Below are 13,208 nucleotides of genomic sequence, written 5' to 3' on the forward strand. Positions count from 1 at the left end.
TGCACCGAGGGACACGAACCGCATAGAAGGCATGCCGGTCGGGGTGAGCCAGCAACAGATGGTGAAGCCCGTCCCATCGAAACGGCCGGTGTGTAAATGCGGCGGCGGCAGGGGGAAAGTGAATGTTCTTATCTGGGGAGATCTGTCCCAGTGCGTCATCCGGGTTGCCGGTTGGAGCGGGGTGGCCTTAAGGGTCGTCCTGATGGGGCAGAAGTCAGCCGAGGCCGTAGTACCGGCGGGAATCGTGAGGTTCGCCGGGAAGGGCTGAACGTTGGGACATGACATGTTGAACGGGCATTGCTCGTGAACGTCACACAGATCGCAGCCATCCCGCGGTCGCGGGCGAGCACGGGGAGGTAACGGTGAATCCGGGAGCTAGCCGTGCTCAGCGTAGTGATGTTCCGGCGCGTGCCGGTAATGCAGTCAGCGGCCGTCCGGGGGATCTGTGAGAACTGGTGTTCTCGCGGGATAACCTGTTGGCCGCGTTACGCCGTGTCGAGGCGAACCGGGGTGCCCCTAGTGCTGACGGGACGCGTACGGATGAGCTCCGTTCGTGGGTCTTAGGACATTGGGCAGGTGTCCGGGAACAACTCGATGCGGGCACATACCGTCCGCAGCCTGTGCGTCAGGTGATGATTCCAAGCCTGATGGCGGGCAGCGGAAGCTGGGTGTGCCGGCCGTGCTGGACCGGTTGGTCCAGCAGGCAATCGCGCAGGTGCTGGTCCCGGTCTTTGATCCGGGGTTCGTGCCGGTTTCTTATGGTTTCCGGCCGAAGAAAAGCGCCCATGATGCGGTCCGGGTCGCCCGGACTGTGGTCGGGCAGGGTTATCGGTGGGTGATCGAGGTTGATCTGGATGCGTTCTTTGACCGGGTGAACCACGATGCGCTGATGGCCCGTGTTGCGCGGAAAGTGAAGGACAAACGACTGCTGGGCCTGATCCGACGCTATCTTGAGGCGGGGATCATGGCCGATGGTGTGAAGCAGCCGACGGAGGAGGGGACCCCGCAGGGGTCGCCGCTATCGCCGTTGCTATCGAACATCATGCTCGATGACTTCGACCAGCTGATGTGGTCGCGCGGTCACCGGTTCGTCCGGTATGCCGACGACATCCGGGTCTTCGTCAAGAGCAAACGGGCAGCCGAGCGGGTTCTGAACCAGTGCACCAAGACTCTGGACCAGGATCTGAAACTGAAGGTGAACCGTGAGAAGTCGAAGATCAGTCCGGCAAGCGGAGCTACATTGCTGGGCTATGGCTTCTACTACTCCGCGTCCGGGGTGAAGCTGCGGGTTGCTCCGAAGGCCCTGAAACGGGCCAAAGCGAGGATCAAGCAACTTACCTCCCGGAAGTGGAGCATCTCAATGGGGGAGCGCATCAAGCTGCTGAACCGCTTTGTCCGGGGCTGGATGGGCTATTTCCGTCTCGCCGATACTCTGAAGATACTTTCGGAGCTGGACAAGTGGTTCCGACGCAGGATGCGACAAATCCGGTGGAAGGAATGGAAGAAACCGCGTACCCCTGTGGCTAACCTGCGGAAGCTCGGCATCTCACCGCGCAAGGCGTGGGAGTGGGGCATGACCAGCAAAGCCTATTGGCGCACCGCGGGCTCTCCGATCCTTCAACGGGCTTTGACCCAACGAGTACTGGGAAACCCTTGGCCTGGTGTTCCTTCACGATGCCTGGCGTCGCTACAATACAACCTAACGAACCGCCGTATGCGAGGCCCGCACGTACGGTGGTGTGAGAGGAGGGCCGGGAAACCCGGCCCTCCTACTCGATTAAGACAGCTCACGAGCAGACCCCCCGTGTACTAGGAGCGGCCGTAACCGAGTTCGTGAGAGTGCCTGGCAGTTACTCACAGGCAATGTCCGGGAGTTGGGTATCTGGACGAACAAGGGCTAGATAACATCGGGCTCCCGCCTTCACCTGGTGATCCCAGATGGCACCCGGCTCCACTGGGCCATCAACATCCGCAAGTTCTCGGTGAAGGCCAGCCGGCTGGAGCACCTGGTAGAGCCGGAACGCAGATGCCGCAGGCCGCCAGGTTTCTCGGCGCGGGCATCGCCAGCAGTCTTAACATCCTCGTCTCGGGCGCCAGTCCGGCCGGCAATCCCACTACATGTCAAGACACAGTCTCGGCAGGGTCCTCCTTATCGCGCCACTCCTCCCAAGCCTCCAGCTCGTACGGCGCCAGGAAGCCGTAGTTATCCTTCGCTCGCTGGGCCAGAAGCCTTTCGCGGGTGGTCGGAGTGGCCGCTTCCCATAGGGCATCTCGTTCCCGAAGTAGATGATGCAATTCAATCCAGCGAATCTTCACGAAACGCGTCCGAGGGCGCTGTTGGGCGGTCTGTCGCATCTTGATCAACCAATACGGCTCGGACTTGTCATAACCAGAGAACGTCATGCCCATACCATACGGGTGACGGGCCAAGGACTGGCCCACTGCTGCTTAAGTGGCGGACAGCTATGGCGACTTGGCCGGCTAAAACCACCATGCTCAACTGCCTCGCCGCGAGCATCGGGGACCCGGGAGCGGGTCATCACGATGGAGGAAATCTTCGAGCTGCAATTTGCCGCTCCGCGATGTCGTGGGTCTTCAGTGCCGGCAGCCGAACCTGGAGGAGCAGGGTGAGATTCCGCTGCGGCGGCTCGTCAAGGAGGCCTTGCGCATGCGACCGGACCGGCTGGTGGTCGGTGAAGGCAGGGAGGCGGAGTCTGGAAATGCTCATTGCTTTGAATTCGGGGTTGCCGAAGTTGACTGAAGCACAGCGCAACGCGTGGATCAGGGCCTAAAGGTCCCAGGGGGCCCGGGGTCATGGTTGCGAAGTCGATGAAGTAAGAGCCGATGCCAATAAGCGTGCCTGCTAGGGCTATTGTTGCCCCGGCCACTTTTGCATGCCGACTGGTTGACCAGCGCGCAGCGTTACGAGTTTCATCCCTGAGAGCAATGTCCGCAAGCTCAATCCTGAACTTGGGGTCGGGCTGACCGTCACAAATGTATACGGCCTGTAACTCGTACCCCTTGGGCAAGAGGGTCGGCGGAAGTTCTACGACTGTCGCTCCCTTCACTTCCAAGCGGGCGTCCACCGTTTCCGACGTGGCGTGCTGTTCAATTCGGCAAGTATGGGCACCTTGAGGTCTACAGGGATCGGTTGACTATGTCAGCCTGATCGGAGCCCACCCATAACCGCATGGAGAGCACGGCGGACGGCCGAGGAAGCACGCCGAATGCGAAAGCGAGAAGATTCGTGTCCCATCTGTCGTTCTTCACGCTGTCCGTTTCTCTACTGCTGGTCACCCATCAGGACGGTCTGTACACTCTTGCCTAGATTGTCCTAAACGGTTTGGTTTTCCTTGTTTGCCTTCCCAAGCCCAAGGCGAAGGCTGCGGACGTGCCGAATATGGCCGGTCGGTGTGCCGCGAATTGGGTGGCCGTACTTCTCGTGGAAGCTGGTCACGGCTGTCTGAATAGTAAATGGTGCGAAGCCAATTGTTTGGCCGGCTTTTGGTTGCCAAGTAGGTGATCGGCGAGGAAGATTGCGGAATCAGCGTCGATGCGTAGAACGGCTGGCCGAATGGACTCAGAAAGGGTGCCTGAAGCTGCTAGCACGCCCGAGCGGGTGCCTGCCGCTTCGAAAAGTGGGCCACCGCCGCGGTGGCTTCAGCTGCTACGCAAGGGGTGGCCAGCCGTCGCTGGCCTGGCTGTTCTCGTTGGGCTGGCGGGTGGGCTAGTTCAATTGAGTCAATTGATATCCACCCGAACCGGCGATGCCAGCACACTGAAGATCGAAGCGGGCAGCGTCGCATACTCATTGGGCGACTACGCGGTCCCCGTGGATGCACCTTTTGATGAATTTCCCTCCGATTTGGTGGACCAGCCCAATATGCCCGGGGTCAGGGTGTGTAGCGAGGAACAGCATAAGTGGCTGAGACGACACGGGACTCCGTATGTCACCTACCTTTCAGTAAGCCTTCGGAACGAGGCTGAGTCGGGCGGCATCACCGTTCGCGACTTCAAGACCAAGGGCGAGGTGAGAAGCCCCGTCGTCCCTCTCGTTGCAGTTCGCTGCATTATTCCTATCGGAGGCGCGGTTTTTCGCCAGGCAGGCATACTACCGGCGGACAACCGCTCCATTGCAGTCTGGAGTGACGATGAACCTCACAAGGGCAACCCAGAGGTGAAGCTGTTCGACGGGGGCGCCCCGGTCGCTTACGACTTGGACGCAGGCGAATCGGCACAGCTTGATTTATTCATCGAAACGCCCGAGGACTACTTGGGCGCTATCGAGGCAAGTGTCCTTGCAGGAGACAAGAGCACGACCGTCAGGTTAGACATCGTGTCTGAGGATGAAGCGAATGAAGACGACCGCATTCTTCTCGCGAAATTTTCCAAGACCCAGGATATTCAGGTGGGCATAGGTGCTGGACCCGGGTACGAGGAGGAACCGGGTAAGCCGTTTTTCTTGGACAACGAGCGTTACAGCGCTGCTCAGCTCCAGCGGCGACTATCCGCGGTCGGTCATTAGCGCGGCGCCATCCGAGGTCGGGGTCTGTATTTGGAACCACTGAGACCCTAAACCATAGGAACCTGGATACGTTCAGACCTTAAGGCGCTAAGGGGATCCCATGAACGTCGAGATTTACTCAGAAGCGGGCTGCGAACTCTTGCGCAGCGGTGGCGTGCTGGAGCACACTTTGGGCTATCTAATCCAGGCCTGCAAAGCAATCAGATGGAATGTAACCTGAGGGGGAAGCTTTGTCGCAACAGCGTGACGAGATTACCGATAGTAACGCGTCTGGGCTTCTGATCTATGTTCCTGGCATCCAATACCGACCCGGAAACTCGCGTGCGTTACTTGATGCACTCGCAAAAGAGCCAAAGCTCAAGGATTGGCAGATCGAGACTTACGCCCACCAGATTGGTCTTTTCAGCAGAATGGACGTCGCAGGAGAGGTTCGAAAGCTCGCTGCCAGGATACGGTCATGGGCCGGTGAGAATGGGGAGTCGAACTGTCCTGAAAACATAATTTTGGTCGGACATAGCCTTGGTGGGCTGCTGGTTCGTGACGCACTCATGCTCGACAGCGATCGGCAAACTGCGGAGGGTAGGGTCGTCCCTGGCGTGACTCCGTGGACCGAACGTGTTTCGCGAGTGGTTCTTCTGGCCAGCCCAAACCGCGGTTATGTCCTCGATAATCTGGACCCCCTTCAGCGGAGACTCGCAAAGTGTTTGTCGATGCTTGGTGCCTTCATGGTCGAACATTTCGAGGCAGGGTCCGAATACATTACCGATCTGCGGCTTCGGTGGTTTGAATTTATTGGAAATCTGGAAGCATCCGATCGCGCAGTAAATCCGTCCTTGGAAGTTGTACAGCTGTTGGGGGACCGCGACGAAGTTATATCGCAGAGTGATATTCTAGATCCCGAGTTCATGCGGAATGCCGCTGCGCTCACTGTGCCGGACTCCGGCCACGATGACCTTATTGACATAAGCAGTGGCGGCACCTTGAGTGAGAGGTACGAATATCTGCGCAGGGCAGTTTTGGGTTCCGTTCCGGAGATGAGTGATTTGCGAGAGGAGTCTCCACATCCAGTCGTCTTCATAATTCACGGTATTCGATCCTCCAAGAGTGAAGACTGGGTGAGCCTGCTCAAAAACCTCGTCCTTGCCCCCGCGAACGGCAGTGCAGGGACATTTAGTGAGTCCGACATCGTGACACCGACATACGGGTACTTCGGCTCAATCGATTTTGCGAAACCTTGGATTCGCAGGCGCAATACGCGCAACTTACTCATGTGGTACTCCGACAAGTTCATAACCCACAACCCGAACAACATGTATTTTGCCGGCCACAGCAACGGAACCTATATGTTAGGTCGTTGTCTACTTAAGGTCCCGAGTATGCGCTTTAGGCGCATCTATCTAGCGGCCTCGGTTCTGCCCAAGAACTATGACTGGAACAAGGTCGTAGGCCGTCTGCAAGTCGGCCACTACACGCCCGGGGGCACTTGGATGGATGGCCGTATTCATAGCGACGGAGCGCGTCACGATGTGCCGGTCGGCATCCTGGCATCAATACTTAGCGGCACGAGCCCTGACATTGGTACGGGAGGGTTCTCCGGCTTTGATCAGTATGATGCTGTCCTTACCGAGCATGTCCGATCCTACGAAGGTGGACACGGCAACATGCTTGAGCCCAAGGCAAGCCGCGAGGAGAAGGCACTCGTCGTTCGCAAGCGATTGACTGAGATAGCCGAATTCATCCGATCCGGCGCTGACCACGAGGCGCCGCCCGCGAAGAAGGTGCTGATTTTTAGCTTGGTCAGCAGGGTCTTGGGCGTAGTATTTCGGCCTTGGATGATTTTGGGACTGGTAGCACTCGCTGCCGCCATAATAATGGCCGCGCCTTTACCTATTATCTTGCTCGGAGGGGCGGCCTACTTGCTTGTAATAATTAATCAGGCATGACATCACTAAGTCCCCGTTCACGGCAGCGGATAAAGGGGTGCCCGGGGTTCACAGGTTAAGCCTGACGACCGTGCGCTGCTTCAAATTGCGCTAGAACGTGGGTGTGGACCCGGCCCCGGGTGTCTAACGCTATTCCCTGTTCCTGATCCATGGTGGTCCTTATCCAAGTGACGCCTGCGGTATCGGTGCACCTCAGTGTATGTAGTGAGGGCGCAAACCTGCGCCGCTGTATCGCAACGCTTCCCCGGGCGAAATGTTGCTGGTGACCGGAAGCCCGCTGCCGCCGGACAGGGGGGTAGGCGTTCTCCTATGCAGATCCGCAGTTGGGGAAGCACTCTTGTAATGCTCCCAACTCGGGAGTTCAAATGAGGAGAAGGAGACCTGAGTAATTGGGATTCTCGAGTCGTTCCGGACTTCGACCCAAGTTCCCGTCATTGTCCAACTGTTCTCACTTCTGGGTTGCCAGATTCGTATGCCGAAGGGCGCTTCCGACCCTTGGCCGGAAGCGCCTGCGTCCGGCGGAGGAGTTTAGGGTGCGAGCAGCGCGCAGACGTCAGTTACCCTGCCTGAGCCGGAGAACAGCCTCTTTTCTGTTCCGTCCTTATTGAGGGCGTAGCTGACGTTGCCCGTCGTAAGGAAAAGTCCCTTGGGATGCTTACAGGTTACTTCGGGAACGATGATGAGGTTCCTTCCGGTCGAACTGATCTCCTGGCTGCCGTCGGGCAGGACTTGTATATGAGTTGACCCGGTGATGACGTAGCTTACTCTCCTTAGAGCAGGAGAAGGACCAGTCAGCGTGATGGTGGCACCTGGAGAAATCCCAATAAACCGGTCGCCGGGCAGGTCGATGAGCTTCGACTTACCTGTGAGTTGGGCCGTGACGTCGAAACCCGGGCAGGCAGACCCCAGTGCCTCCCGCAGCCTGGGGTTTGGGGTCGGCTTGTTTGGATCGGGAGCGGCGACGGCCGGACCGGCGCCTGCGACGAATCCAACCGTGAGGACAATCGGTGCGAGCCAGCCTTTCATGGGTTGCTCCTTTGCAGTTGGTGAAATTCCCATTTTGGAACGGGACATTGCCTGACCGTGAAACATTTCAGGTGCGCACGCAGGAAGACTGTCGTTTGCATGAGGGCAAGGTCAAGGGGTGAATTTGGTCGGGTTGTGGGGTAACCGAGTCGTAAAAGCGGACCCCCCACTTCGGGGCGATCAGGAATCACAACCATGTGTCCCGCCTCGGCGCTGTCGACGAAGGGATCGCGGCACTCGTCCTGTTTAACCCACCTGTGCTTCCAAAAGAAGTACGACGACGACGGCGGTTCCGCGCCGCCGTCGTCCGCCCCCCACACGGTGGGGCTACTGCTCAAAGCTGGCCCCGCCGCGCCAGATACGTGTTGAGAGCCGGGTTGTCGATGTCCTTGGCCAGCCACGGAATCGTCTCCGCGGCGGCGGTGTCGCCCAGGACCGCCCGGTGCGAGTGCGCCCGGACCACGAGTTCGCGCAAGGCGCCGCGGCTGGCCATGGTCCCCAGCCGGTCGGCGTAGTCCGCGGCGGCGGGGGAGCCGGCGTCGATTGCGACCTCGGCGGCCGTGTCCAGCAGCCGCGCCCGGTACCAGAGATACCAGGGGGTGGTGTCGAGGCCACGCTTCAGCCACTCCTCGGCCGCGGCCTGGTCGTTCAGCGCCATGCTGAGCCGGGCTTTGGCCCCGGCGGCCAGGGTCAGGTAGCAGTGGTCGCCGGCGACATCGGCCATCACCCACGAGCGGTCGATCAGGGGAGCGGCGTCCTCCAGCCGGCCGGCGGCGAGGAAGGTCTCGCCCCGGAGCCCGGCCACAAACGGCTCGAACGCCGTCCAGTGCTCGGCCGCGATCAGTTCCTGGGCCCGGTCCAGGCATTCAGCAGCCGGCTCCAGATCCCCGCGGAGCAGATGCACCCGGCCGGTAAGGGCCGTGCTGAACGCCAGCAGACGGCGGCCGCCCGCGGCGGTGGCGAGCCGCGTCGATTCGGCCAGTGCCGCCAGCGCCTCGCTGTAGTGCGCGGTGTCCGAGGCCGCCATGCCCTGGATGGCCAGGATCCTGGACCGTTCGTCGTCGAACCCGTCCGCCGCCCGGGCAGCCTGCTCCAGCCAGCCGGCGGCACGGTCCGGAATGCCCCGCTGCACGGAAAGGTACCCGAGCTCCCGGTACGCGGCCGCCGCCACCCGCGAGGCCGGCCGCCCGGGGTTCCGCATCTCCGACTGCAGGCCTTCCGGATCCAATCCCTCCGATTTCAAAGCCCGGTGCAGGAGATCGGCCACCTCGGCGCCGCGGCCGCCGGCCTGATGGATCAGCGCCCCGGACAGCGTGACCAGGGATTCGGCGAGCAAATGATGGTCGCCGGTACGTTGCGCTATCTCGGTTGCGAGGCGTAACTGCTCCAGCCCGCGGTCCACCGAGCCTGCCGAGAGCGACGCCTCGGCGGCATCGAGGTAGGACCGCACCGCGGCCCCACTGGCCGGCAGCCCGGGCTCGGCCGGCGGCGCCGCGTCTGTCAGCGCTCGGCGCACCTCCGCCGGCACGCCGAGCCCGAGCTCCCTGCGGTACAGCTCGCGGCATTTGTCGGCCTGCTCCCGCGCCCGCCGGTACTCGCCCAAGGACACCAGGGCCTTGATCAGCACGGCGTGGCAGTCGGCGTTGAAGGGGTCCAGGTGCAGCGCACGGGTGGCGAGGTCGACGGCGTCATCCGCCCTTCCGGCCGCCAGCGCTGCGAGCGAGGCCTCATACAGCATCGTGAGCACGCAGTTCTCGAGCCGGTGCCGCTGGTCCTCGAGCCAGGACTCGAACACGGGGCAGTCCGCGAAGGCGAGACCCTCAAGGAGCTCGCCGTCGAAGGTGCGGGGGTCGGCGCCGCCGGCGGGAGTCAGGGCCGCCATCACATCGCAGTTCCACCCGACCGGCAACACCAGCCGCAGCGGGTCGCCGCCGACCGATTCCGCGCCGAGGGTCCGCCGCAGCTCGGAGAGGTTCCAGCGCAGGGCGCCGAGGGGGTCCTCGGCATCGGGGAACAGGATCGCCGCCGTCCGGGCCCGGCCGGTGCCGCCCGGTTGAAGCGCGAGGTAGGCCAGCACAGCCCAGGCCTTGCGGCCCCGGGGCTGCCGGAGTGCGGTGCCAGCGGACTCGATCCTGGGCGGACCGAGGAGCCGAATCCAAGTCTCGGCCATATGAGTCATGCTACGCCGCCAGCGGGCGTGCGGGAGGGGGTGATGGTGAGCGTGCGGTGAGGCGTCAGCGGGGGAGCGGCGGGTGTCTGAACTGAGCCGAATCGGGCGGGTAGCTGGCCGAAATCCGGCCGGAAAACCCTCACACGGTGGCTCACACGGTGCGCGCGCAAACTGGACATGTCCCCACAAAAGGACCGAATTCCGGACCAGCGCCGCACCGCGTAACTCCCACAAGGATCAGCCCGGCGCTTGCCCTCAACACCAGCTCACTAGCCGCCCCCAACAACCAGCTCCATCACTCGCCCGAGGTGTTTCTCAAATGGAATTTGCCGCCATCCTGCTCGCCGGACTCTTGGTCTTCGCAGCCGTCGCCACAGTCGTTGCGGTCGTCCGCGACGGCAGGGGCCACACCCCGCCCATTCGGTCAACGCGCCCGTGGAAGGCCGGCAACCTCCCCAGCGAACCGTACGCATCCCTGCGGTCTCTCCAGAGCTGACCGCTGGCCCGACCCCCATTTCCGGCACCGGAAGTGGGGGTCCCGCGCGTCGTCCTGTGGCTTCGCCTGGCGCTGGCGGAGGCCGCCGGTACCACTGCAGCCGGGAACACCGACGTCGGCGATTTGGTGGGCAGCCGACGTCGGTGGTTGACCGGCCGTCTGGTTCCCACTGTCTAGACACTCGCAGTGGCGCGGGAGCATTCTAAACGTGTGCGCGTTTCGGGAGGAGCGGCTACGGGGCGGGAGCTTCCGTCTGGCTGGGGGCACCCCGGTGAAGCCGGGGACGGCTGGCGGTCGGATCCCACTTTCCAGGCGCGCGGACACGATCGGCGAGGGAACCGGGGACCAGGTCATGGACGAAACATCCGATACGAGGCAGAGGCTGTCCAACCGCATCGACCAGAAGCAACGGGACCTTCAGGTCTACCTCGGCAGGGAAAGACCGCGGCGCACGCGCCTGGCGAGCATCAGCATTGTGGGCAGCGCGCTGGCCGCCTCGTTCGCGGCCGGTCCAGCGGTCGGGGGCACGGGGTTCACCGAAGCAGTGGCGAACATCTTCAACCTGGCCGACGACTCAATTGTGTGGCGAGGGCTGTGCCTGCTGGCGGTGATCTGTTCCGTTGCCGCGGCGCTGGCCACGAATTTTGCCACGTCCCGTTCCGTGGCGGACCGTGTGAGCGCGGCCGAGACCGCAAGTGCCCAGCTGGAGGGGCTGCAGGTGTCGCTGAACTTCGGCCACATCGATATCGACGAGGCCGTCAAGCTCTATCAGCAATACTCCACCCAGGTGGCCTTTGTCGAGGCATCACCCGCGCGGTGAGCCGTTCTTCGCCCGGCTCATTCGCGCGGCTCGTCACACGTGTTCAGCCCGGGAGCTCCAGCTCGACTTCCACGTCCACCTCGTCCCCGGCGCGGATGCCGGCCGCGGTCCTGATGGCCTTCTTGACGGGGAGGAGGTACGAGTTGCTCTTGCTGTCCGGAAAGAGCGACGTCCGCCAACGCTGCCCGGCGATGCAGGCGCTCACCTTCACCGAACCGAAGCCCTTGCGGAACGGGGCGGCCTGGTCCTTGAGCTCCTCCGCCAGATCCGGCGGCAACGTGATGAAGTGCCAGCCGGCCTGCTCGGGGTAGTGCCACAGCTCACCGCGAAACGCGTACGACGTCGTCACGCTCCGAGTATGGCACGCGGCGGAGGCCGGCTGAGTAGTCGCGGCGGCCCTTAGCTAAACGCGCAACCGTGATGATCAACGAGTGGGCGGACTCATTCGACCGCCGGGCAATCGCTGTGCTGGGACTTCATCCTCCACGTATCACCGTTTCTTGCGGGGTCGAGAACGTCGCGCTTCCATCCCTGACTGGGGTCAACGAAGACTTGGGTGAAGAACGGGTCGACGACGAAGGCATCGAGCATGGTCAGCGCTTCAGCCTGCCGCTTCTGTTCGCTGCTCTCGAAGGCGTCGAGGTATTCGCCCTGCCAGGCACACAGCCAATACGTTGATGCCACGGCTTCCCCGCGACCTGCGGGGTCATAATGCACGTTGGGGTCGTCGAAGCCCGGGGGTACCTTGGCCGGCCAGGCGACCCCGTTGGGAAGCGGCTGCGGAATCTTCTTTATCGCCTGCTGATAGAAGGCTGGAAGCTTGTCGACGTTGATGTCGGCGTCGGTTGAAGCAGACACGCCCGCGGGCGCGGTTGCGGTGGACACTGCTGCTGGCACCTCAGGCGTGTCCGCCACATTCGGCAAATGGGACTCAGCACAGCCGGTCAGCATGAGGACAGCCACTGCGAATCCCGACCAGCCCCACCAGTGCCTGCTTCGCCCGTGAACAAATGACATGAGACCGCTACCTCTTCCCCCGAGACGTATCGTGGCCGGTCGACTTCCCGACGGGCCTTGTTGGAAGCCAACACTGCCCGGAGCAGGAGCACAACCCGCCTGCGGGCCGACGTCGTGGGCGGCGCCGTGCGCCACCCACTAGTGGCCTTCGACTACGGAGCTTTGGGGATGATGATCCACAACGCGATGTACACGAGCTCACCCACGCCGAACAGGCCGAAGAACACGAAGCCGAGGCGAACCAGCGTCCTGGAGACACCGAGACGGTCCGCGAGGGCCGCGCAGACTCCGGCGATGATCTTGCTGTTCTTGGGCCTGACGAGAGATTGTTGCATCCAGCCAACGTAGCAGTGTGGCCCCGCCAGGAGAACAGGTTGCGGCCCCAAACTTCCCTTCCTGCTGTGACAACAACCCGTCCGGCAATCCGGCCAGGAGCGAGGGCGGATCATCGCATTGGCCGAGTTCCCCCCAGTACGAGGCCTTGTCGTCGACGAGCTGCGGACTTTGACCGTGCACCGGAGGAATCCCTGGTCTTCGACGCACCCCAAACAGCGGGTTGAAGCGGATCGCTGACCCCTTGCCGGAGAGTCCCCGAGACCACGACGGCGGCAGTGTTGCGGACTGTGACGCGGTGCACAAAACTCTGTTGTGCGCGTCTTCGCCCTGACGGAGACTTGCGGGGGCCAGTAATCCGCGCCAATTCAGGGTTCTTGCCCCATGGCACCCGCTCCGCCGCCTGATTTGTGCGGGGTCCTCCCGGCGTGTAAAGTAATTCGAGTCGCCGCCGCTGATGCGGAAAGAAAGCGACCGACCCCCCTGATAAACAGCCTGAAAATGGTTCGCAAATTTGCGCGCTAAATAACGGTGGGGACCTTCTTGAGAGAATGTAGATCGCAGAAATGCGAATTTGCAAACACTCCCAAGATCGGGTAAGTTTGAAAAGTTGCTCCGGAGCGATCCTCGACCGAAATGGTTGTGGTGGTGCCGGGTGTGTCTGTTGTTTGAGAACTCAATAGTGTGCCAAGTTTGTTGATACCAATTTATTGTATATGGATTGGTTGAATTGACTGGATTGCGCCACCCCGTGGTGTGGTCTGGTTTTTACAGCTGGTTTCAAATTTTGTGCAGTGCGTGCATCCCGTTTTCCCGGGGGCGCGTGTTGTGTCTGTTTTACTTCAACGGAGAGTTTGATCCTGGCTCAGGATGAACGC

The 13,208-nt window shown here is 61.8% G+C and carries 11 protein-coding genes and 1 pseudogene; 6 read left to right on the forward strand and 6 right to left on the reverse strand.

The window, feature by feature from the left end; translation table 11 throughout:
- The first annotated feature begins 670 nt into the window (after positions 1–670).
- Complete coding sequence (gene ltrA, locus AC1DR1_RS19935) at positions 671–1,813, forward strand: group II intron reverse transcriptase/maturase (RefSeq protein WP_476993162.1); 1,143 nt, start codon at positions 671–673, stop codon at positions 1,811–1,813.
- Positions 1,814–2,121: 308 nt separating this feature from the next.
- Here the strand turns inward: ltrA and AC1DR1_RS19940 are convergent, their stop codons facing one another.
- Positions 2,122–2,403: a hypothetical protein gene (locus AC1DR1_RS19940; protein ID WP_476993163.1), complete on the reverse strand. Its 282-nt coding sequence runs from the start codon at positions 2,401–2,403 to the stop codon at positions 2,122–2,124.
- A 65-nt stretch (positions 2,404–2,468) separates the two neighbouring features.
- On the opposite strand from AC1DR1_RS19940, the pseudogene AC1DR1_RS19945 reads away from it, so the two are divergent.
- From AC1DR1_RS19945 to AC1DR1_RS19955, 3 genes and pseudogenes are all read left to right on the forward strand, one after another.
- A pseudogene (locus AC1DR1_RS19945) lies at positions 2,469–2,777 on the forward strand (ATPase, T2SS/T4P/T4SS family); the annotation flags it as partial.
- Between the two features lie 959 nt (positions 2,778–3,736).
- A complete protein-coding gene (locus tag AC1DR1_RS19950; protein WP_476993164.1) occupies positions 3,737–4,525 on the forward strand; it encodes a hypothetical protein in 789 nt (262 codons plus the stop codon).
- Between the two features lie 230 nt (positions 4,526–4,755).
- The gene (locus AC1DR1_RS19955; protein ID WP_476993165.1) at positions 4,756–6,468 is read left to right on the forward strand and encodes an esterase/lipase family protein; all 1,713 of its coding nucleotides are present in this window, start codon (positions 4,756–4,758) and stop codon (positions 6,466–6,468) included.
- A gap of 528 nt (positions 6,469–6,996) precedes the next feature.
- On the opposite strand, the gene AC1DR1_RS19960 is transcribed toward AC1DR1_RS19955, so the two are convergent.
- Entirely contained in the window at positions 6,997–7,494 is a 498-nt protein-coding gene (locus tag AC1DR1_RS19960; protein WP_476993166.1) for a hypothetical protein, read from the reverse strand.
- 334 nt (positions 7,495–7,828) lie between these two features.
- The gene (locus AC1DR1_RS19965; RefSeq protein WP_476993167.1) at positions 7,829–9,664 is read right to left on the reverse strand and encodes an AfsR/SARP family transcriptional regulator; all 1,836 of its coding nucleotides are present in this window, start codon (positions 9,662–9,664) and stop codon (positions 7,829–7,831) included.
- 319 nt (positions 9,665–9,983) lie between these two features.
- On the opposite strand from AC1DR1_RS19965, the gene AC1DR1_RS19970 reads away from it, so the two are divergent.
- Positions 9,984–10,160, forward strand: coding sequence for a hypothetical protein (locus AC1DR1_RS19970; protein WP_229992866.1), 177 nt, complete (start codon positions 9,984–9,986; stop codon positions 10,158–10,160).
- A 352-nt stretch (positions 10,161–10,512) separates the two neighbouring features.
- Positions 10,513–10,980, forward strand: a complete 468-nt coding sequence (locus AC1DR1_RS19975; RefSeq protein ID WP_229992867.1) for a hypothetical protein — start codon at positions 10,513–10,515, stop codon at positions 10,978–10,980.
- Between the two features lie 43 nt (positions 10,981–11,023).
- Here the strand turns inward: AC1DR1_RS19975 and AC1DR1_RS19980 are convergent, their stop codons facing one another.
- The 3 genes from AC1DR1_RS19980 to AC1DR1_RS19990 all read right to left on the reverse strand — a co-directional run bounded on the left by AC1DR1_RS19980 (position 11,024) and on the right by AC1DR1_RS19990 (position 12,332).
- Positions 11,024–11,329, reverse strand: a complete 306-nt coding sequence (locus AC1DR1_RS19980) for a DUF1905 domain-containing protein (RefSeq protein WP_229992868.1) — start codon at positions 11,327–11,329, stop codon at positions 11,024–11,026.
- A gap of 92 nt (positions 11,330–11,421) precedes the next feature.
- Complete coding sequence (locus AC1DR1_RS19985; protein ID WP_364747900.1) at positions 11,422–11,865, reverse strand: hypothetical protein; 444 nt, start codon at positions 11,863–11,865, stop codon at positions 11,422–11,424.
- A gap of 284 nt (positions 11,866–12,149) precedes the next feature.
- Complete coding sequence (locus AC1DR1_RS19990) at positions 12,150–12,332, reverse strand: PspC domain-containing protein (protein WP_229992870.1); 183 nt, start codon at positions 12,330–12,332, stop codon at positions 12,150–12,152.
- Between the last annotated feature and the right edge of the window lie 876 nt (positions 12,333–13,208).

This window comes from Arthrobacter sp. P4_F10 (genome assembly GCF_056401435.1).

Excerpts from the sequence above, each read along its gene's own strand:
- AC1DR1_RS19990 (WP_229992870.1), bottom strand. The coding sequence starts at position 12,332 with ATGCAACAATCTCTCGTCAGGCCCAAGAACAGCAAGATCATCGCCGGA.
- AC1DR1_RS19965 (WP_476993167.1), bottom strand. The coding sequence starts at position 9,664 with ATGGCCGAGACTTGGATTCGGCTCCTCGGTCCGCCCAGGATCGAGTCC.
- AC1DR1_RS19940 (WP_476993163.1), bottom strand. The coding sequence starts at position 2,403 with ATGACGTTCTCTGGTTATGACAAGTCCGAGCCGTATTGGTTGATCAAG.
- AC1DR1_RS19960 (WP_476993166.1), bottom strand. The coding sequence starts at position 7,494 with ATGAAAGGCTGGCTCGCACCGATTGTCCTCACGGTTGGATTCGTCGCA.
- AC1DR1_RS19970 (WP_229992866.1), top strand. The coding sequence starts at position 9,984 with ATGGAATTTGCCGCCATCCTGCTCGCCGGACTCTTGGTCTTCGCAGCC.
- AC1DR1_RS19975 (WP_229992867.1), top strand. The coding sequence starts at position 10,513 with ATGGACGAAACATCCGATACGAGGCAGAGGCTGTCCAACCGCATCGAC.